The organism is Nitrosospira briensis, from assembly GCF_900115125.1.
In the GTDB taxonomy this organism is placed as follows: Bacteria; Pseudomonadota; Gammaproteobacteria; order Burkholderiales; family Nitrosomonadaceae; genus Nitrosospira; species Nitrosospira briensis_A.
Genome location: NZ_FOVJ01000003.1, coordinates 162,276 through 182,393, shown reverse-complemented (window position 1 = coordinate 182,393; position 20,118 = coordinate 162,276). Strand labels below are relative to the sequence as shown.

Sequence of the window (20,118 nt, the reverse complement as noted above, 5' to 3'; positions counted from 1 at the left end):
AATCCATCAGAAGCTTATGCTCAGCGAAGCGAGAGCGGCATTCTCTCGATAATTCCCCCCCGGCCGATTGGAATCCCGTTCGTTATGCCGCACCATGATCATGCCATTCAGATTGCGCAGGATTTGGGGGAACTGCCTTGTCAGGCTAATGCTTGACAACATGAAATCATCCTCCCGGTCGTGGCCAAGAAAACTGAATCGTGAATATCCGAAATTGACGTTCGCCCGGGTAAGATTCGAGAGCCTGTAGCTCCACATTGCATTGGCGCCGCTCTGCCTCGTGTGGTTAAGAAGCGCCAGATTCTCCGCCCCGACAATGCCGACATCGACCGATTCCGGCGAGAATGCTTTGCGCGTCATATTGAATACTCTGAATACGAGCGTATTTCTTGTGCCGTTCATCGCAACCGATGCCTGAAAACGCTTCTGCAAAAAAAGCCGGTTGGTAAAAAAATTGTTGGGATCAAAAAAAGCACCCGAAGCACCGAGACCGAGAAGGGCGCCACTGTTTTCCTGGATGAGTCCGGGACTAAAAGTGGGATTCTGGGCACCCAGCAACTGGCCTAATGAACCGGCCAGGTTGATCGGTGCGCCAGCTTGTGCCTGCTGGTTGAAGGTCGTGATATCTTCGCTATAACTCACATCCCATACTGTCATGCGTGTGCGATGATTGGCCAGGACAAAATAGGTATCACCAAAAAATCTTTGACCGGCATTTGCCACAATGCTCGTTCTTTCACTTGGATTCCAAAAAAAACCAACTGTCCAGGTGGGACTCGACGGGTTTCCCCTGATCGAAATGAAACTATTTCGTTCATATCCTCCACTTGCCGTCAGGCCGAACTGGGGCGTGATCCGGTATCCAAGATTAGCTATAGTGCGCTCCATTTCGACTGTTCGATCATTACGATCAAAGTGAACCATTTGATTGCTATAGTTCACGCCCCAGCTGAGCGTCTGGAAGGCAGTCCCGCTATTCAGTCCGCCGCTGAAGCTGTCCCCGCTGCTGTTGAAAAGCGAATTCGCATTTGAAGTGACCAGGCTACGGGTATAGCGCAATTCTGCGGATGCAAAGTTCTGGAAACGATGACGCAGATATGGACTGACACTAAAGGTTCTTACATCAGCCCGGTTACCCGTGACGTTGACGTTGTCGAAAGATTGCGGCCCGAGCAAGGAAACATTTTGCTGCCTTATTCTGGCTCTCCCGTCCACAAAAAAAAGATCTTCAATCAATTCGGTAGTAGCAGTAGCGTTCAGTTGATGCCTGATTCTGTTGAAATTGCTTGCTTCAGCGTAGATGAGATTGTTCATCGTGTAGTCCGCATCGAGACTGAAGCGGCGCGCTACGCTGCTCACCGACAAGCCGGGATTGATCTGTGTAATGAGGTCACCCGATCCGTTGTCATTTCGTGTCATTCTCAAATTGTCGGAATAAGTTTCGAGCACACGCAGGCGCGGAAGAACCTTCCATTCAGCTGCATTCGAGTAAGACGATAACAGCAACGCAACGGTGCCCAGGGCGCAAGCAGCCTGGAACAAAGCGCTGTGACGGCGCTTATGTTCAGGCACTTTCATGATAGTAGTAACCGTAATATTCTCCGCCGGAAAATGATCCGGCCTTGTTATAGATCAAATTCACCACATCGCAGGATTCGATCTGCCGGAGCGTTTCCTTGACGGCCTGTTGGGATGTCCTTTCCGCCTCCACTACCAGCACGATCTGCCCCATCTGGCTCGCCAGAACACGCGCTTCACTCGTCAGCAACAGCGGTGGGGAATCAAAAATAACGACGCGATCGGCGTAGCGTTCCGCAAGTTCCTTCAATAGCTCGCCCATGCTCTGGCTTGCCAGCAACTCGGTCGAATGCGTATGCCGTCTCCCCGCCGTGAGGAGAGTAAGCTTCTCTACATCGGTTTTAATCAGGACATCCGCCAGCTCGAGCTTGTCATCGAGGAGAATATCCAGCAAACCTCTTTCTGTGCCAAGACCCAGAATTTTCGGTACCGAAGGACGGGCCACATCAGCATCCACCAGCAATACAGTACGGTCCATCTCCATTGCGATGCTCATGGCGAGATTAACCGTGCAGAAGCTTTTTCCTTCTCCTGCGAGCGCGCTGGTAACCATGATCAGGTTGCCATTCTTGATCATGCCCGGACCCTTGTTAAACGCATTGGTGAGCAACGGCCGCTTGATAACGCGGAATTGCTCGGCTATTTGCGTTCTTCCTTGCGCTGGGGTGACGATCCCATACTGCCGCATTTTTGCCTGGTCAAGCGTAATGCGTTTTGATGTCAATGCAGGGCTTGACTGAAAATCCGGGCCGGGCTCATCCCGGGGCACGCCATTTTCGCCGTGTGCCGGGGCAGGATCAACGGGGGCAGCGGGTGCCTGCTGGACGTGGGGCTTCACTTCCTTTTCGAGTTTATCTGCGGCTTTTTCAATAATGCTCACGCTTTCTCCAATGTGATTGGATTCGGGACTGCCAGAGTTTGCGGTTTTATGGGCTTCACTGCGAGAAAGATGTTTGGCATCAAGGTTGAGAAGGATTGCAGAGGTTCGATAAAAAAGATGCGAAATACCTGTTGTTCTCCGGGAGTAACACCAGTGCGGGAAACTGTTTTCATGGCAAAGCTATATTGCCATAAACACGCGCAGACACGAGATCCGGGGAAAAAGGCGAAACTTCGCATCTAAGCCTCCTGCTGCATCCGAAAAGTTTCACGCAAATAACAAGCGAGGCCGGGGTAAGTTTCCAGAACCAGTTAGACCATTTTTATCATTAGCACGCCATATAAACCCAGCAAGGACAGCAGCGAAAAACCGAATGCGTAAAGCCGCTTCCTGCGCTTTACTTTTTGCTGATCGGTCCAGATCATGGGTATTGAACCCAATATCGGCTTGCCGGAAACTTCGCGCAAACTGATTTGACTGTGGAACGTGGGCCTTATCTGGCTGACGACAAACGCTGCCCAATCCCGGCCAATAACGCGCCAAGGAAGATAATTGAGAAAAACTTGGCACGGTCCGGTCCCACCGGTCTTTCCGAAACCGTGGGCGGGTCAATAATTCTGAACGACATCAAATCGGTTTGCAAACCAAGCTCTCCCGATATCTTGGCTGATTCGCGGCGCTCAAGAAGCTTCTCATAATTCGCCTTGTTCACCTGATAGTCGCGGTTAAGCTGAGTAAGTTCCGCTTCAACCTGGGGCACTGCATTGCTCAAGGATTTCAACCGATCGTAACGGGCAGTATACTCTTCCACTCGCGCCATCATCGAAGCCACGTCAGCTTCGGCTTCTGCCAACGCTACATTGAGTTGCTGCAGCATGGGGCTATAATTTTTCCCTGGGTCAGCGCTGTACCTGGTCAGCTTTGATTCCTCCAGCTTGCGCTCCTCAAGCTGAGCAATCAGCCGCTTTGTTGCAACGATATCGGGGTGCAGTTCCGTAAAGTTCAGCCTGAGCATATCCAGATTCTTTTCCAACCCGCCGATTCGAGAATCAAGCTCCACGTTGACAATGGATGACACAGGGTCGCCCTGGTCCACCAGAAGAACGGGTTCATCACCGGTGATCTGCCTTTTGATCGCATCCCGCGCCTGTTCCGCCTCACGTAACGCCAGCCTCGTCTTGTTGAGATCTTCCATAGCCTGAGATAGCTGTGAGTAATAATCACTGCCCTGCTGCGGCATTATTCCGATATTTTTTTGCTTGAATGCCTTGAGGTTGTTTTCCCCGGCAATCAGTTTTTCCTCGTAACTCTGAATCTGCTCATCGATAAAACGAATTGCCGACGAGGAGTCTTGTTTCTTGTCCCCGAGACCCCCTTCGACAAAAATGGTTAACAGGGATTGAACGACATCCTTGGCAAGTTTTGGGTTCTGGCTGTTATAGTGAATCGTAAAAAGATTGTCGCGCCCTGCCGCCCCGAGCTTGATTTTATCCATCAGATCCTTGATGAGCCTTTCATGGTCCTTTACATCCTTCGCCTTGATATCCAGATCCACCATGCGGACTACCCTCTCGACATTTGGACGGCTGATAAGGGTCCGGCTCATGATGGAAACCTGCTGTTGCAGATCAGGAGATACAGTCATTCCTGCCATCAGGGGCTTCAACACATTTTGAGTATCGACGTAGATTCTGGCGGAGGCCTGGTAATCATCTGGCAATTTGTAAACAATAAGCCACCCCGTTATGGCGACGGTCCAGGCGGCGATAACTGCAATCCAGCGATATTTCCATACCCCTTTCAGATAAACGAGCAGCTGGGTAGTAAGTTCCTCCATTTATCAAACGATCCGTATAGATATTGATGCCATTTTTGCGGCAGTAAAATGATTTCTCATCGTCTTTGTGTGACTCCGCCAGCGGATCCCATTACCTTTGTTCTCGTCATTATCTTTGTACTGCTTCCTCCTGATCATGAAACCAATCCGGTTTATCAATAAAACTGGATCGCCAGCGCAAGGTTGCGGTGAACAGGAATAATTATTGTCTGTAGCGAGCGGCGGAAGAGGAATAGCTGTTCGGAAGATCCTTTCCCCGCAATTAATCTCCATGGAACAAACCTTGTCGGAAAGACCTCTCACTCTGTAACGGTTGCCTGACCGGTACAAGCAGGGTTGAAAATCAGAAAAAGCTTTCCGGAATGACAAGAACATCTCCCTGACGGACCGGCATGTTAGCCGTTATATCGCCATCTCTTATCAAGTCGTCCAGCCGGACGCTGAACTGCTGCTGTTTTCCATTTATGTTGCGAACGATTCTGGCCTTGTTGCCTGCGGCAAATTCCGTCATGCCTCCAACCTCGATCAATACATCCATCAGCGTCATCTCTTCGCGGTAGGGTAGCGCCTGGGGCTTGGCAGCTTCACCTATGACCCGGATTTGCTCGGTGTACGGCCCTACGAATTCTGTCACGACAACGGTGACAACCGGTTGCTGGATGTACTTGGATAACGCAACCTCAATATCCCGGGCCAGCTGTGTCGAAGTTTTCCCGCTGGCCGGCAGATCCTCCACCAGAGGAGTTGTAATTTTGCCATCCGGCCGAACCGGTACCGCCATGGAAACCTCAGGGTTGCGCCAGACGATGATATCCACGTTATCGCCCGGACCTATCAGATAATCGTGTGCAAGATACTGCTCGTCTGGAGAAAGCGGCGGAAACGTTTTGCAACCACCGAGGGAAAAAACGGGAAACACGATAGCAAAAAAAGCCAGCCGCTTTATGATGCCGATATGCAGAGCCTTCACTGAATTTCCTTTTTTGTTTATTTAAGATGCGCTGGGCCGCGCAGGAACATTGGCTTTCACTGAAAAATAAGATGCTACAAGTCAATATGTCTGTCAAGACAGCACTGATTCAAGCGCAAGTTTTATCGGACAAGGCGAGCAGACAGCATCTTTAAGGGCCGCATAATAGCATCTTACGGCTCATCAGCGAGTGCAATTCATGACGCCGTTTTCCCGTGTCGCACACATCGTTTCCATCAACAATATCGTATAGGCAAATCGTCTCTGATCGGCGAAAATTTCATTCGCAGCCGACTTCCCGAAACCACAATTTGAATCTTACCGACTTAAGCAAGTGCTGCGAATTGGACCTTAGTACACCTTTCGCTCATCGTCTGTTAAATGCCGTACACAGTCGAGCTTTTTATTGCTCTACATATTGCACCCGGAATCCAGGGGCTCAAGGAAACTCAAGGAGACTCAAGAACTCTGGCCGCGCGGCTATCATGCTGATGCAGTGCCCACTGCACATGCTCGCGAACCAGGGAAGAGGGGTCGTCCCGGCGCGCTTGCAGCGCAGAGATCACGCCTGCGGAGAATGGCGCGTTGCCCAGCCCAACCGCCAGGTTACGCAACCATTGCTCGTGGCCTATGCGACGGATCGGGCTGCCAGCGAGCCTGGCCTCGAACTCTTCCCTGCTCCAACTGAATAGCTCAACCAGGGATGTGTCGTCCAATCCATTCCGCACAGAGAAATCGCCTTCACCTGTCACTGCCGCAAATTTATTCCATGGGCAGACCAGCTGGCAGTCATCGCAGCCATACACCCGGTTACCGATCAAGGGACGCAGTGTTTCGGGAATACTGCCCTTATGTTCGATGGTGAGATACGAAATGCAGCGCCGCGCATCCAGGCGATACGGTGCGATGATCGCCTGAGTAGGACATATGTCCAGGCATTTGGTGCAGCTTCCGCAATAGTCCCCCACGGGGTTATCAATCGGTAATGGCAAATCGGTAAACAGTTCGCCAAGAAAAAACATTGATCCCCCTTCGCGTGAAAGCAGCAGGGTATGTTTGCCGCGCCAGCCAAGACCCGACCTCTGCGCCCATTCAACTTCCATCACCGGCGCGCTGTCGGAGAACACACGGTAATTGAACTGTCCTGTCGCGGCGGTGATTTTATCCGCAAGTCTTTGCAAGCGTCCGCGCAGCACCTTGTGGTAATCGCGCCCGAGCGCATAACGCGAAATGAACGCCTTTTCACCGTCCCGGATCACTTGCCAGCTATCTCTCGCCTCCGCGGGCATATAGTTCATGCGCGCGGAGATCACACGGAGCGTGCCGGGAACGAGCTCCGCCGGACGAGTACGCCGCGTACCATGCTTTGCCATATAATCCATCTCACCATGGAAACCGTGGCGCAGCCACTCGCTCAGCCCGGATTCGGCCTTGGCCATGTCGGAGCCGGCATCCGCAATACAAATATCCTGAAAGCCGAGTTCCTCAGCCCAGGCCTTGATCGCCCGGGTGAGCTGAGTAAAATCGAGAGTTTGTGCCGGAGGCGCTGGTAGCGGATCTTTAGAGGTTTTTTCTTGCATAGTTCACATAATACCGGCTCGAGCGCGGTCCATCACCTTAATTGCCCTAAGCCTATCGTGCGCACACTTGCAGATGAAGCGGCAACGCTGGCGCTTGGCGCCGAGGTGGCGCAAATATTGCACCCCGGCCTTGTCATTTTCCTGAGCGGCGATCTGGGGTCGGGCAAAACCACGCTGGCGAGAGGCATCCTGCGCGCCCTGGGACATCAAGGGAAAGTAAGAAGTCCCACATATAATTTGGTTGAACTTTATAAAATTTCTAGGTTATACTTCTATCACTTTGATTTTTATCGTTTCAAGGACCCAGTTGAATGGGAAGAAGCGGGCTTCCGGGAATATTTCAACCCAGACTCGATCTGCCTGGTGGAATGGCCGGAAAAAGCGGGCGGCTTATTGCCCACGGCTGATTTAGGGTTTGTTCTCCACATCGCCGAAGCTGGCCGCAATATTGAAATTCAGGCAGGCACGGAGGCCGGAAGACTGTGTTTGAAACATTGGCAGGCCCTGAAAGACAGCGGCCGCCTAGATACTTGAATGCGACAACGGGTGGTTGCCGTAACGTTAGTGTCCCATCAATCTTCATTATCTGGTTGTCGATGGTGGGGCTCCTGTTGCCCTTGCTCTCCCATTCGGCTTGGGCAGACATCAAGGTCAGCGCTACCCGCGTATGGCCCGCGCAGGAGTATACGCGCCTCACGCTGGAATCCGCTTCACCCATACAGTATTCAGTCAGCATTGTAAAAAACCCGGATCGTGTCGCGATCGACCTGGAAAAAGTCGTGCTAACGCCGGAACTCGAAAGGCTGCCCGAAAAAATCGGCGCTGCCGATCCCTATATCAGTACGGTGCGTATCGGCCGTTTCAAGCCCGGGGTATTACGGCTGGTACTGGACCTTAAAACCGAGGTGGCGCCGCAGGTATTTGTCCTCAAGCCCGTAGGCAACTACGGACACCGACTGGTGCTGGATGTTTATCCTGTTATCCCACCCGATCCGCTCATGGCGTTCCTGAATGAGAATACAGCGACCGCGCTGCAACCGGAGCTCGATATCGGGAATAGTACCAATGTAAATGTCAAAGCCAAGTCTGGCCGAAGCATTGAGAGCCCCAAAAAAAACAAACCGGAGATGATACGCCTGATAACCGTGGCAATTGACCCGGGACACGGCGGTGAAGATCCTGGCGCGATAAGCCGCAACGGCACGCATGAAAAAAACATCACGCTGGAGATCGCCAAAAGACTCAAAGCCAAGATAGACAAAGAACCCAATATGCGTGCAGCCCTGACAAGGGAGGGAGACTACTTCATTTCGCTGCCGATGCGCCTGGTAAAAGCACGGCAGTTGAACGCCGACCTGCTGGTATCGGTGCATGCAGATGCGTTTATCAAGCCCCATGCCCGGGGTTCCTCCGTGTTCGCACTCTCGGAACGCGGCGCAACTTCCGCTGCCGCCCGCTGGCTGGCAAAAAAAGAAAACGAGGCGGACTTGATCGGCGGAGTCAATCTCGATATCAAGGACCCCTATCTCAAGCAGACCTTGCTTGACTTGTCCCAAACCGCAACGATTAACGATAGCCTCAAGCTTGGCAGAGAAGTGCTGGCGAAGATCGGGGACGTCAACCATCTGCACAAAACTGAAGTGGAACAGGCAGGCTTCGCGGTTCTCAAGTCGCCGGATATTCCCTCCATATTAGTGGAAACCGCTTTTATCAGTAATCCGGATGAAGAAAGGAAATTGAAAAATGCGGCCTACCAGGAAAAACTCGCGGAAGCCATACTGGCCGGCATCAAACGCTATTTCGCCGATAACCCTCCGCTGGCGCGCTCGAAGATGGTGTTGATGGAGTAAGGCCCTTTCCCTGTCTGTCTCTGTCCTGTCTGCAATAAATTCTGCCCTTCCTGTCCAGAAATGCTTTCAAGGGGATTACTCGCGAACCTCTTCTATCGTACCCATGTGAAAGCTCAACTTCCCTTGCCGCCGCTCCTCAAAGTAACGTTTCAGGGGCTCGCGAATAACGCGGAAAGCAAGCGCGTCCCAGGGAATTTCGGCCTCATGGAAAAGTTTGACATCCAGGCTTTCAATCCCGGGCTTGAAGTCCATATCCAGCAGACGGGCGCGAAACAACACGTGGACCTGATTTATATGGGGCACATTATAAATGGAATAAAGGTCGCCCATCTCCACCCGGGCGTTGGCTTCTTCCAGTGTTTCGCGCTCCGCGCCCTGAACCAGGGTCTCGGCATTTTCCATGAAACCAGACGGCATGGTCCACAAGCCAAGGCGAGGCTCTATGGCTCGGCGGCATAGCAATATCCTGTCTTCCCATTCAGGTATGCAGCCAACCACGATCTTCGGGTTCTGATAATGAATAACATTGCAGGCGGAACATACGTAACGGGGCAGCGTATCGCCTTCAGGGATGCGCAGTTCAACAGCCGTACCGCAATTACTGCAATATTTCATGAAAATGCTCTAATCGTTATATGCAGGCGAACGCTGCAAGCTCTCGCGTTTTTCAGACCAGCGCGCAAGAGCGCAACCCCGCCCAAATGCCCTGATCAAGGCCCTGGAAAAGGCAAGATCATTTACCCACCTCTTTCCTGAAAGGTGAGCTGTCGTTCAGTTCGTTCAAATAATGATCAATGTCCTGCGCTTCCCTTCCCAGATAATCACCGATGGCGGCAGCAAATTCGGGATGGGCAAGCCAGTGAGCAGACCAGGTGCGGACAGGGAGAAAACCGCGCGCGAGCTTGTGTTCACCCTGTGCGCCCCCCTCGAATAATTCGATGCCATGCGCGATACAGTAATCAATCGCCTGATAGTAGCAAGTCTCGAAATGTAGCCCCGGAATGAATTCTTTCGTACCCCAGTAGCGTCCGTAAAGGGTGTGCGAGTTATGCAGGTTAAGTGCCGCCGCAATTGGTTCGTCTCCCCGCAAAGCCAGAATCAGCAGTATATTCTCCGGCATGCTCTTGCCAAGTTGCACAAAGAATTCCAGATTGAGGTATGGCATGGAGCGGTGATCGTCATAAGTCTTGTTGTAACAGTCGACAAAAAAACGCCAGCACGCGTTGCTGATGTCGTGCCCGGACAGCCACTGGAAACGGATACCTGAAGCATGGACCTTTCGCCGCTCCTGCCGGATTTTCTTGCGCTTGCCATGGCTCATCCCTCCCAGAAAGTCTTCGAAATTCTCGTACTTCCCTTCCTCCCGGTTTTTCCAGTGAAACTGAATCCCCTGGCGCAGGGTCATCCCCGCCGCTTCCATTTCCCGTGCTTCATGCTCCTGTGGAAAAAGACAATGAAACGATGAGACGGTTGCGCCGCGATTGCTCTCCTGCCCGATCTTCATTGCAGCGGAGATGAGCAAGGCGCGGTGCGCCACAGTCTCTGCCATTAGCCGCCGTCCCGTTACCGGGCTGAAAGGTATCGCGCTCAACAGTTTGGGATAATAGGCATGGCCATAGCGTTGATAGGCGTTTGCCCAGGCCCAATCAAAAACATACTCCCCATACGAGTGGCTTTTTTGATATAGCGGCATACCGCCACGCAAGATACTTCGTTCCCACAACGTAATGAATTGCGGTGACCATCCGGTTTCCCTGGAGACGCATCCGGATTCATGCAGAGCGGAGAAGAACTCATGCCGGAGAAATGGATCATCTCCCGCCAGCGTGTTCCATGCGGCGACAGGGATATCCTGAAGAGAATCGGCTATATGTATCGTGAACTTGGACATCATGAGGATTGTCGCGCCTGCGCGCCATCCGCGCAAGACGGTTCGTTCTGGTATTATTCGACCGGTTATTACTTGCCCTATTGCCCGATTACCACCTAAAGAGTCGGAATCCCATCCCTCCCTCACCATGAAGCTCGCCATCGCCCAAATCAATTGTACAGTCGGCGACCTTGGCGGCAACGCCAGGAAGATCCTCGATTACGCCAATCGGGCGAAACAATCGGGTGCAAAGCTGGTTATTACGCCCGAGTTGGCGCTGTCCGGCTATCCGCCGGAAGACCTGTTATTGCGCGAGGGATTCCGCGAAGCGTGCGGAAAAGCGATGGCGAACCTTGCAGCAAGAATAAATGGCGTGGCTTTGCTCATAGGCCATCCTCATCTCGCGGATAATAAACTGCATAATGCCGCCTCACTGATACGCGACGGTAAAATAATCGCAACATATTTCAAGAATGAGCTCCCCAACGATTTTGTATTCGATGAGCGCCGTTATTTTGCGCCCGGCGCCCATCCCTGCGTATTCGATCTGGAAGGGATAAAGTTCTCCATCAATATTTGCGCCGATATCTGGCAAAAAAGAACGGCGGCTTGCGCCAAGGAGGCGGGAGCAGACATAATCCTGGTACTGAATGCTTCCCCCTACCATATGCGCAAGCAAGCTTTGCGTTATGAGGTTATACGCGAGCGTATCAATGAAACGGGGCTTTCCTTCGTTTACGCCAATATGACTGGTGCACAGGATGAGCTGGTATTCGACGGCGCTTCCTTTGCCATGAACCACAAAGGTGAATTGACCCACCAATTTGATGAGTTCAAGGAAACCCTCGGCCTCATCGAACTTCAGAACGGCATCCCCATACGCGGGAAAATGCCCACGTCCCGACCTCTGGAAGCGTCGATCTATAGCGCACTGTGCCTTGGCGTCAAGGATTATGTGGGTAAAAATGGCATACCGGGCGTCCTGCTCGGTCTCTCCGGCGGAGTAGACTCGGCACTCACGCTGGCAATCGCCGTGGATGCGTTGGGCGCCGATAAAGTGAGGGCAGTAATGATGCCATCTCGATTTACCGCAGATATCAGCCTGTCGGACGCGCGCGCCATGGCGCGGGCAATGGGGGTGCATTACTGCGAAATTCCCATAGATACGGTATTTGAAGAATATCGGCAAACGCTGGCCCATGAGCTCCTGGCCCTGCCCCAGCACGGCCGGGCCGACGTCACGGAAGAAAATTTGCAGGCACGCATACGCGGCAATCTGCTGATGGCGTTATCGAACAGGTATGGTTCCATCGTGCTCACCACCGGCAACAAGTCCGAAATGGCGGTGGGGTACTGCACCCTGTACGGCGACATGGCGGGCGGCTTCGCGGTATTGAAAGATATAAAAAAAACCATGGTGTATCAGCTTTGCCACCACCGCAACACTCTGGGAAGTATTATCCCCGAGCGCGTGATCAACCGTGCGCCCTCAGCTGAACTCCGGCCGGACCAGACCGATCAGGATAGCCTGCCACCGTACGAAGTACTCGATAGCATCATCGAAGCGTATATGGAGCATGATTTGTCGCTCAGCGAAATTCTCAGCATGGACTACGCCGAAGCCGACGTGCGACGCGTGGTGCATCTTGTCCGCCTGAGTGAACACAAGCGCCGCCAGTCGCCCATTGGCCCTCGCATCACTCAACGAGGCTTCGGTAAAGACTGGCGCTACCCTATCACAGCACGGTATCTGGACGAGTTTTAATGAACCGCCAAGTTCACCTGGCACGAATCGCGCGAGGTTTTTCTGATATCTTTTATTTATAAACAAAATAAAATCCGTTCCGGTTTTACAAAAACACAACCCGATCAAGGAATTTCATGAAAAAAATCGAGGCTATCATCAAGCCTTTCAAGCTCGACGAAGTGTGCGAAGCCCTTAATGAGATCGGCATAAGCGGGTTGACAGTTACAGAAGTAAAAGGTTTTGGAAGGCAAAAAGGTCACACTGAGCTCTACCGCGGCGCCGAATATGTAGTGGATTATTTGCCGAAAATTAAGATCGAGATAGTGGTGGCTGAAAAACTTCTGGACAGCGTTATCGAGACAATTATCAATACTGCGCGGACGGGCAAGATCGGTGATGGCAAGATTTTCGTCACCTGCGTCGAGCAGATAGTGAGAATACGCACGGGGGAGACGGATGAGGCGGCGATCTAGGGTGTTTGCCTGCGACAGGGAAAAGTTATACCCGAGCAAATAAAAAGCTTTGTTCCAGACAGTTTCAGCCGGAAAAAACAGCCCGCTTTTTTTATATGTTCACCCCACCGGTCCTTTCCCTGCGCCGCACGGTCGCCGCCGAAAAGCATACTCCCCCTTATCTCTCCCCACCTCAGCACCTCCGAATATCCGCCCTGCTCGGCGAAGGAACTTCGCCCTGAGAGAACTATCTTATCGACATGAAAACGCGCTATGTAGCGGCTATATTGGCAATGATATTTACACAAAATGTTTTTGCCGATGGACTATTCAAACCCGATGCATCACCAACCACAATCTTGCACCGGCAGGAACAGGAGCTCGGCCTGGAAATCATGTCGAGTATCCGCGCTGGCAAAAGTTACCTGAAATTGTTGACGCCGGACGTTTTTGCCAGCGAGCTACCCGAACTTGGTGACGTATCGCAGGCAACTATTTCACTAAAGCAGGAACGAGACCTCGGCCTCAAGATCATGACGCAAATCCGCGCCGACCCGAGCTATCTGGATGACGCGGAAATCGCCGGCTATCTCGGCAACCTCGGCACAAGGCTGATCCTCAGCTCGAACGAGGCCCACTCCGACCAGGAGTTCGAATTTTTTGCGCTGCAAGATCCGACCATTAATGCGTTTGCCTTGCCCGGCGGCTTCATGGGCTTCAACACCGGGCTTATTCTTGCGGCGCAAACCGAGTCCGAACTGGCCGGCGTAATGGCGCATGAAATCGCGCATGTTACCCAGAAACATCTCGCGCGCATGATTTCCGCGCAAAAATACAACATCATTACCTCGCTAGCGTCGATGGCATTGGCGATTCTGGCTTCACGTTCCAATTCCCAGGCAGGGCAGGCCATTCTGGTCGCCTCGCAAGCACGCCAGATTCAATCGCAACTGGACTTTACCCGTGACCATGAAAAAGAGGCTGATCGTATTGGCCTGAACATATTGGTCGGCGCAGGGCTTGATCCGCGCGGGATGCCTGCATTTTTCGAGCATCTGCAAAAAGCCTCGCGGTTCCACGAGAATGGTGCTCCGTCTTATCTGCGCACGCATCCAATCACATATGAGCGTATCGCGGATATCGAGAACCGCACTCACAATATGCCTTACCGGCAGATTCCCGACAGTCTGGATTTCCAGCTCGTGCGCGCCAAGCTGCGTGCGTCTGTCGAAAAGCCTGTCGATGCGATAAGGTATTTCGACTCGATTCTGTCCGAGAAGCGATACACCAATGAGGCCGTGGAACGTTACGGCCTCGTCCATGCCTTGCTGCGAGGCGGGGACTATCTGCGCGCGGATAAGGAGTTGGGACGTCTGTATGATGCCTTGCAGTCTGACCCAATGGATGAAATGCTGGAAAATCACAGCCTGGGTACCTCCATCCAGGTTAAAAGCGTAGCAACGCCGCTCAATGCAATGATCGAGACCCTGGCTGCTCGAGTAAAACTCGCAGCCGGACAAACCAGCGAAGCGCTGGCCATCTATGAAACCGCGCTGGAAATATTCCCTCAGCACCGGGCCTTGGCATACGACTATGCCAAGGCACTCCTGCGCGGTGGCAATGCAGGCAGTGCGCTCGAGTTCATAACCCGGCAATTGCAGTTCAACCCGAATGACGTGCGTCTCTACAAATTACAGGCCGAAACACACGAAGCGCTTGGCAACCTCACGTCGCAGCATCGCGCGCAAGCGGAAGTTTACACACGGCAGGGAGAATTCCCCGCCGCCATTGAACAGTTGCAGATCGCGCTGGAAAGCGGCGATGGCGATTTTTACCAGATGTCGAGTGCAGAAGCACGCCTCAAGGAATTGCGCGAGCTCGCCGCCAGCCAGGCCGATGCGAAATAAGCTCCGGCAAGCCACCTTGTTTCGGCGATGGACGACAATCGATCCTGCCATTGCTCAGCTGGAGTGTCCTCCGGCCTTCACCCGTTCCCAGGTTTCCCTGAGCCGCCATGCCTCAATGCCCCGTGCCGTGCCGTGCCGCGGGATTATAAACTCCCTGATTCATAAACTTCTTATACTCAGGTAACATTCTGCCTTTTTGTTTTTGCCGCCTGGCATCGCTATCCCCGGTCACCACGTTTCCATATGTCTCTTAACCCACGCACCAGGCTGCTTACCATCCTGTTCACCCTGCTGGCAGCCACTACGGCAGGCTTATGGTACTGGACAACCAAACCTGGATCGGTACAGGAAAAGTACAAGACGCAAGCAGTTGACCGCGGTGATATCGTACAAGTCATTTCGGCAAACGGTACGCTTAACCCGGTCGTACTGGTTAATGTCGGTACGCAGGTATCGGGCACTGCTTACAAATTGCATGCTGACTTCAATGACCCGGTCAAGGCGGGACAAATATTGGTTGAACTTGATCCATCGTTGTTTCGAGCCCAACTGCGGCTTTCGGAAGCCAATGTCAGCAATGCTCGAGCTACCCTGGAGCTGGCAAAAAACAGGATGATACGTAATCGCGTCCTGCGGGAACAGGGCTTTATCTCCGCGGAGGCACTGGATACATTCGAACAACAACTGGAAGCAGCTCGCGCCCAGCTTGCGGCAAACGTGGCCCAACTGGAGCGCGACCGAACCAATCTCAATTACAGTGTTATCCGTTCACCGATTTCGGGCGTAGTGATCGCACGTAATGTGGATATTGGCCAGACCGTAGCAGCAAGCTTCCAGACACCCACCCTGTTCCAGATCGCGCAGGATTTGCGTGAGATGCAAATCGATACCAGCATAGCCGAGGCGGATATCGGGCAGATACACCTCGGTCAGGCGGTACATTTCACGGTGGACGCATATCAGGAGCGCGAGTTCGCCGGTACTGTGGAACAGGTACGCCTCAACCCCACCATTCAGCAAAATGTGGTGTCATATAATGTGATCGTTGCGGTACCCAATGAAGATGGGGCTTTGCTGCCTGGCATGACCGCCAACGTACGCTTTACCACGAATCAGAAAAAAGCAGTGCTACGGGTCGCAAATGCGGCGCTACGCTACAGGCCCGCCGCGGCCGATCTGGTTTCCGGGACAGTCGCTGGGCAGCCAGGCAAGCACCTGCTTTACCGAGCGGAAGAAGGCAAAGCTATGGCTGTGGATGTGAAAACCGGTATTTCCGATAACAACTTCACGGAAATCGTGGAAGGCGAAATCAGGGAAGGCGATAATCTGATAATCCGGGAAGCCACCGATAAGGAAAAATCCGGCAGCAAACTCAAGTTCAGAATGTTCTGATGGCGCTACCTGAGCAAACCGGCTCCGGCGAACCGCTGATCCAGGTAGAGAATCTCTGCAAAATTTATAGTCTGGATAGCGGCGCTGCTGGAAGCAAGGGGGGCGGGACGGTGAACAGCCAGGTACTGTTTGACGTGAGCCTCTCCATACATCGCGGAGAGTTTGTCGCAATCATGGGACATTCCGGTTCGGGGAAATCCACGTTGATGAACATACTCGGCTGTCTCGACACACCCACCAGCGGGCACTACTGGCTCGACGAACGCGATATTGCCCTGCTTTCGGATGATGAGCTTGCGCGCGTGCGCAATCGCAACATCGGATTTGTATTCCAGGGCTTCAATCTGTTGAAACGCATGACGGCGCTGGACAACGTGGCAACGCCGTTACTGTACGCAGGCGTGAACCGCTCGGACAGCCGCAAGCGCGCCCTGGAACTATTGCATCAGACCGGCCTGGGGAATTTTGCCGCGTATCAACCCAATCAACTGTCTGGCGGACAGCAGCAGCGCGTTGCCATCAGCCGCGCATTGGTCAACAATCCACAGCTTATACTTGCCGACGAGCCCACCGGCAATCTCGATACCCAAACCAGCCGTGAAATCATGGCGGTTTTTCAGCAGCTCAATCGCGAGCAGGGCATTACCATTGTGCTTGTCACTCACGAGGACGATATTGCCGCCTGTACACGCCGCCTGGTCCGTTTGCAGGATGGCCGCGTAGTGCATGACGCCGGGGTGTTGGCGTGAGCCTGCTCGCTATTATTGGGGAAGCGCTTCGCGCATTGCGGCTCAATCGCATGCGCACCGGCCTGACCATGCTTGGCATGATCATCGGCGTGGCTGCGGTCGTATTGATGCTCGCTGTCGGTCAGGGGGCGCAGACCATGGTAAATCAGGCTATCAGCTCGATGGGCAGCAATCTGCTCATTGTCGTGCCAGGTGCAACCTCCTCGGGCGCGCTGCGTTCCGCTAGCGGCAGCGTGCAAACCCTGACCATGGGGGATGCGCAAGCCATCGCCAGCCTGCCTTCAGTCAAGGCTGCGGCCCCGCTCATTACCGGTACCGCACAACTCAATTACGGTGCCAATAACTGGAGTACGGTAGTCACCGGTGTTACCCCGGATTATTTCCAGGTGCGTGACTGGGGGACGGATAGCGGCGCTTTATTTACCGAGGTGGATTTGCGTTCGGCCACACGCGTTGTCCTTCTGGGGCAACTCACGGCGAAAAACCTGTTCGGCGACGAAGATCCGACAGGAAAAACGGTGCGGATCAAGAACAGCCCTTTTCTGGTAGCCGGCGTGCTTGGCGTCAAGGGCCAGAGTCTCGATGGGCGCGACCAGGACGACGCGGTTTTTATTCCCCTTACCACCGGGCAACGCCAGGTTTTCGGCAACCAGTTTCCCGGAACGATACGTTTCCTGATGGCGCAGGCCGAATCGGCCGAGATGATGGAGGAAGCCGAAGCGGAGATGAATCAGTTGCTGCGCCAGCGCCATCGCATTGCTGAAGGCGTGGAAAACGATTTCACGGTGCGTAATATGGCAGCGCTTACCGCCGTCGCCTCGGGAGCAGCCAAGGTGATGTCCGTCATGCTCGGTGCAATTGCCTCGGTATCACTGTTGGTGGGCGGGATCGGCATCATGAATATCATGCTCGTATCGGTGACCGAGCGTACACGGGAAATCGGCATTCGCATGGCAATTGGCGCAAACCGCCGCGCCATCCTCGCGCAATTTCTGCTTGAGGCCTTGGTGATCTGTATCCTGGGCGGCGTTGCAGGTATAGCCATTGGTATCGGCGGCGCCTGGGCTGTAAGTCAGGCGGTGGGCATGGTGGTCGTGATAACGCTTGGCACCGTGCTACTTGCCTTCGCCTTTGCTTCCGCAGTCGGCATATTTTTCGGGTTTTATCCCGCGAGAAAGGCGGCAGCGTTAAAACCAGTGGAGGCGCTGCGGTATGAATGAAATCCAGTCGAGGAGGTTAGACGATGGATGAACAACCGGTCCCCTCAAGGGATAACATCGCAAGCGAGCGCCAAACACTCCTGCAGCAGTTGCAGGAGTGGTTCGAGATACCCATGCTGGTGCTGGCTTTCATATGGCTGGGGTTGCTGGTCGTCGAAGTAATCTGGGGACTAAACCCGCTTCTGGAATTTACCGGATATATTATCTGGGGAATCTTTGTTCTCAATTTCGTCCTTGAGCTATGGCTTGCGCCACGCAGAGTTGATTATCTCAAGAGGAATTGGTTAAGTGCAGCCGCGCTTCTCGCCCCGGCCCTACGGATATTTCGTATTATAAAACTGCTCCGCTTGACTCGCTTGGCGAGGCTGGGCGGTGTTGCTCGCGGCATGAAGGTGTTGCGCGTGCTCAGCAGCATCAATCGAGGCATGCGTGCCTTGTCGGCCGCCATGAACAGGCGCGGGTTCGGCTACGTTTTCCTGCTGACACTGATTGTTACTTTCGCGGGCGCGGCGGGAATGTATGCTCTTGAGAACAACAACCCGGAGGGCCGCAGTCTGACCAGTTACGGCTCCGCTTTATGGTGGACGGCAATGATCATGACAACGATGGGGTCGGAGTACTGGCCCCAGACCTCGGAGGGTCGTGTGCTATGTTTCTTTCTTGCGCTCTACAGTTTTGCAATGTTCGGCTATGTCACCGCGACCCTTGCCACTTTTTTTATTGGCCGGGATGCTGATAACCCTGACGCCGAATTACCGGGAACCACGTCTATTGATGCCCTTCGAGTGGAGGTAATGGCGTTACGTGACGAAATTCGAAGACTGAACAGGTGACTGGCAAAATGGGAGTCGTAGCGACTCAGACCAGGACAAACCGGGGGAAATAAACACACCTTGTATTCAAGCAAGAGATACGAAACCGTGCCGTCTCGCCATTGTTTCAGAAAATCATGCAAGTTCCCTACCGCTTGAATTGCAGTTTCAGTATTCATCGAGCAGAATGTCGTCGTTAAACCGGCTTTGGTCACCGTCACCACAGCCTGCCAGGCGCCTTATTCAAGAATATGAGCATGCACTTCACAGACCAGGTTACGCCTGCGGCAATCCTCGCAGAACTCGTTTGCCATCCTAAGGCGCAGCCCGAGGATACCGAGGGCTTTTGCCACCTGAAGCACGAAAGGGACTTGTGTCCCCGCTTCTATGACAAGGCTGAGCGAATTCTTTCCTCCTTCGATAAGTACACTGATATCACCTATGATATTCGGCGCCCGAACGGGGGGGCCGATATAGTCATGAGATATTCAGGCACGGCAGGTCCGGGTGGCGAAGAACGCTGCATTGCGATCCAGATAAAATCATTTGATGAATTCGAGTCGGACGAAGACTTCTTGCCGGAAATCAAGGCGCAAATCGAGGAGTTGGAGAAGGACTATGGGACGTCTCTGGAGCGTTACGTCCTGCTGCTTTGCACGGAATACAGCAAGCATCTCAACAGGGTACGTGCTATTTCTGACGAATTAAGGGCAAACGACAAGGTCGTTGTAGCTGAACCGCACTCTGCGTGGTCTCTCTTTGCCATGGATGACGCAATGATCGACGCCGTATCGGACAGATTGATTTATTCCAGGGATTATGTACGGCGGCAAGCCCGGGATGAAATAGCAGGCATCGGTAAAAGAAGACTCATGCTATTGCTGTCGTGCTTGATCGAGGGGATTGAAGAAAGGGGAGGCTTCGCCGTTTCCGATGACTTTGTCATGCACAACAGCCATGTCCAGGAATTTGAAGAACAATACCCCGGGGGCCAGGGCTCCCTGCCTGAAGATGTCACGGCAATGGAGGGCAAGTTCTTCTTTCGCGAAGCTGATGTGGATGGATTTGAAATCTATCAGGATAGTGTGTCCGCGGTTGTGGCTCTGTATTATGACGCAAAGGTTCGTTATGCGCATACGGGTGATGAAGCAGTACATTATTTGTTCACGTTCCTGGAACAGGATGCCTGATGCTCTGGATGAGGCTGTGGAATGCGAGAGTGATCGGGAAACTTGCTCGGCGATTGACAAATAATTATCGACTGCTATTTCCCC

17 protein-coding genes are annotated in these 20,118 nt (G+C 53.2%); 10 read left to right on the top strand and 7 right to left on the bottom strand.

Annotation, left to right across the window (positions count from 1 at the left end; genetic code table 11):
* Positions 1 to 6: 6 nt before the first annotated feature.
* From BMZ14_RS08870 to queG, 5 genes are all read right to left on the bottom strand, one after another.
* Positions 7 to 1,578, bottom strand: a complete 1,572-nt coding sequence (locus BMZ14_RS08870; protein WP_074796840.1) for a TIGR03016 family PEP-CTERM system-associated outer membrane protein — start codon at positions 1,576 to 1,578, stop codon at positions 7 to 9.
* On the bottom strand, positions 1,565 to 2,458 hold the full coding sequence (locus tag BMZ14_RS08865; protein ID WP_074796838.1) for an XrtA-associated tyrosine autokinase: 894 nt from the start codon (positions 2,456 to 2,458) through the stop codon (positions 1,565 to 1,567). The genes BMZ14_RS08870 and BMZ14_RS08865 overlap by 14 nt, the downstream gene beginning before the upstream one ends.
* 493 nt (positions 2,459 to 2,951) lie before the next feature.
* Positions 2,952 to 4,295: an XrtA system polysaccharide chain length determinant gene (locus BMZ14_RS08860; RefSeq protein ID WP_256208522.1), complete on the bottom strand. Its 1,344-nt coding sequence runs from the start codon at positions 4,293 to 4,295 to the stop codon at positions 2,952 to 2,954.
* Positions 4,296 to 4,638: 343 nt separating this feature from the next.
* Positions 4,639 to 5,256, bottom strand: a complete 618-nt coding sequence (locus tag BMZ14_RS08855; RefSeq protein WP_074797059.1) for an XrtA/PEP-CTERM system exopolysaccharide export protein — start codon at positions 5,254 to 5,256, stop codon at positions 4,639 to 4,641.
* Positions 5,257 to 5,714: 458 nt separating this feature from the next.
* A complete protein-coding gene (gene queG, locus BMZ14_RS08850; RefSeq protein ID WP_074796836.1) occupies positions 5,715 to 6,845 on the bottom strand; it encodes a tRNA epoxyqueuosine(34) reductase QueG in 1,131 nt (376 codons plus the stop codon).
* 54 nt (positions 6,846 to 6,899) lie between these two features.
* Here queG and tsaE point away from each other — a divergent pair, with 54 nt between their 5' ends.
* Both tsaE and BMZ14_RS08840 read left to right on the top strand, forming a co-directional pair.
* Positions 6,900 to 7,379, top strand: coding sequence for a tRNA (adenosine(37)-N6)-threonylcarbamoyltransferase complex ATPase subunit type 1 TsaE (tsaE, locus tag BMZ14_RS08845; protein ID WP_074797058.1), 480 nt, complete (start codon positions 6,900 to 6,902; stop codon positions 7,377 to 7,379).
* 62 nt (positions 7,380 to 7,441) lie between these two features.
* The gene (locus tag BMZ14_RS08840; protein ID WP_074796834.1) at positions 7,442 to 8,695 is read left to right on the top strand and encodes an N-acetylmuramoyl-L-alanine amidase; all 1,254 of its coding nucleotides are present in this window, start codon (positions 7,442 to 7,444) and stop codon (positions 8,693 to 8,695) included.
* Positions 8,696 to 8,770: 75 nt separating this feature from the next.
* Here the strand turns inward: BMZ14_RS08840 and BMZ14_RS08835 are convergent, their stop codons facing one another.
* Together BMZ14_RS08835 and BMZ14_RS08830 are read right to left on the bottom strand one after the other, a co-directional pair.
* A complete protein-coding gene (locus BMZ14_RS08835) occupies positions 8,771 to 9,310 on the bottom strand; it encodes an NUDIX hydrolase (RefSeq protein WP_074796832.1) in 540 nt (179 codons plus the stop codon).
* A gap of 118 nt (positions 9,311 to 9,428) precedes the next feature.
* Positions 9,429 to 10,589 (bottom strand): GNAT family N-acetyltransferase, encoded by a 1,161-nt coding sequence (locus tag BMZ14_RS08830; RefSeq protein WP_074797057.1) that lies wholly within the window; start codon positions 10,587 to 10,589, stop codon positions 9,429 to 9,431.
* A gap of 124 nt (positions 10,590 to 10,713) precedes the next feature.
* Here BMZ14_RS08830 and BMZ14_RS08825 point away from each other — a divergent pair, with 124 nt between their 5' ends.
* The 8 genes from BMZ14_RS08825 (at position 10,714) to BMZ14_RS08790 (ending at position 20,034) form a co-directional block, all read left to right on the top strand.
* A complete protein-coding gene (locus tag BMZ14_RS08825) occupies positions 10,714 to 12,330 on the top strand; it encodes an NAD+ synthase (protein ID WP_074796830.1) in 1,617 nt (538 codons plus the stop codon).
* Between the two features lie 116 nt (positions 12,331 to 12,446).
* Complete coding sequence (locus tag BMZ14_RS08820) at positions 12,447 to 12,785, top strand: P-II family nitrogen regulator (protein WP_074796828.1); 339 nt, start codon at positions 12,447 to 12,449, stop codon at positions 12,783 to 12,785.
* A 239-nt stretch (positions 12,786 to 13,024) separates the two neighbouring features.
* Positions 13,025 to 14,671: a M48 family metalloprotease gene (locus BMZ14_RS08815; RefSeq protein WP_256208520.1), complete on the top strand. Its 1,647-nt coding sequence runs from the start codon at positions 13,025 to 13,027 to the stop codon at positions 14,669 to 14,671.
* A gap of 243 nt (positions 14,672 to 14,914) precedes the next feature.
* Positions 14,915 to 16,063: an efflux RND transporter periplasmic adaptor subunit gene (locus BMZ14_RS08810; protein ID WP_074796827.1), complete on the top strand. Its 1,149-nt coding sequence runs from the start codon at positions 14,915 to 14,917 to the stop codon at positions 16,061 to 16,063.
* Positions 16,063 to 16,812: an ABC transporter ATP-binding protein gene (locus BMZ14_RS08805; protein ID WP_074796825.1), complete on the top strand. Its 750-nt coding sequence runs from the start codon at positions 16,063 to 16,065 to the stop codon at positions 16,810 to 16,812. Before BMZ14_RS08810 ends, BMZ14_RS08805 begins: the two co-directional genes overlap by 1 nt.
* The gene (locus BMZ14_RS08800; protein ID WP_074796823.1) at positions 16,809 to 18,032 is read left to right on the top strand and encodes an ABC transporter permease; all 1,224 of its coding nucleotides are present in this window, start codon (positions 16,809 to 16,811) and stop codon (positions 18,030 to 18,032) included. The genes BMZ14_RS08805 and BMZ14_RS08800 overlap by 4 nt, the downstream gene beginning before the upstream one ends.
* Positions 18,033 to 18,055: 23 nt before the next feature.
* Positions 18,056 to 18,865, top strand: coding sequence for a potassium channel family protein (locus BMZ14_RS08795; RefSeq protein WP_074796821.1), 810 nt, complete (start codon positions 18,056 to 18,058; stop codon positions 18,863 to 18,865).
* 236 nt (positions 18,866 to 19,101) lie between these two features.
* Entirely contained in the window at positions 19,102 to 20,034 is a 933-nt protein-coding gene (locus tag BMZ14_RS08790; RefSeq protein ID WP_143071937.1) for a hypothetical protein, read from the top strand.
* Positions 20,035 to 20,118: the final 84 nt, after the last annotated feature.

What these genes read in the sequence shown, in the direction of transcription:
- BMZ14_RS08835 (WP_074796832.1), bottom strand. Translation starts at nt 9,310, where the DNA reads ATGAAATATTGCAGTAATTGCGGTACGGCTGTTGAACTGCGCATCCCT.
- BMZ14_RS08820 (WP_074796828.1), top strand. Translation starts at nt 12,447, where the DNA reads ATGAAAAAAATCGAGGCTATCATCAAGCCTTTCAAGCTCGACGAAGTG.
- BMZ14_RS08830 (WP_074797057.1), bottom strand. Translation starts at nt 10,589, where the DNA reads ATGATGTCCAAGTTCACGATACATATAGCCGATTCTCTTCAGGATATC.
- BMZ14_RS08825 (WP_074796830.1), top strand. Translation starts at nt 10,714, where the DNA reads ATGAAGCTCGCCATCGCCCAAATCAATTGTACAGTCGGCGACCTTGGC.
- queG (WP_074796836.1), bottom strand. Translation starts at nt 6,845, where the DNA reads ATGCAAGAAAAAACCTCTAAAGATCCGCTACCAGCGCCTCCGGCACAA.
- BMZ14_RS08795 (WP_074796821.1), top strand. Translation starts at nt 18,056, where the DNA reads ATGGATGAACAACCGGTCCCCTCAAGGGATAACATCGCAAGCGAGCGC.
- BMZ14_RS08870 (WP_074796840.1), bottom strand. Translation starts at nt 1,578, where the DNA reads ATGAAAGTGCCTGAACATAAGCGCCGTCACAGCGCTTTGTTCCAGGCT.
- BMZ14_RS08840 (WP_074796834.1), top strand. Translation starts at nt 7,442, where the DNA reads ATGGTGGGGCTCCTGTTGCCCTTGCTCTCCCATTCGGCTTGGGCAGAC.
- BMZ14_RS08810 (WP_074796827.1), top strand. Translation starts at nt 14,915, where the DNA reads ATGTCTCTTAACCCACGCACCAGGCTGCTTACCATCCTGTTCACCCTG.
- BMZ14_RS08790 (WP_143071937.1), top strand. Translation starts at nt 19,102, where the DNA reads ATGCACTTCACAGACCAGGTTACGCCTGCGGCAATCCTCGCAGAACTC.
- BMZ14_RS08815 (WP_256208520.1), top strand. Translation starts at nt 13,025, where the DNA reads ATGAAAACGCGCTATGTAGCGGCTATATTGGCAATGATATTTACACAA.
- BMZ14_RS08860 (WP_256208522.1), bottom strand. Translation starts at nt 4,295, where the DNA reads ATGGAGGAACTTACTACCCAGCTGCTCGTTTATCTGAAAGGGGTATGG.
- BMZ14_RS08805 (WP_074796825.1), top strand. Translation starts at nt 16,063, where the DNA reads ATGGCGCTACCTGAGCAAACCGGCTCCGGCGAACCGCTGATCCAGGTA.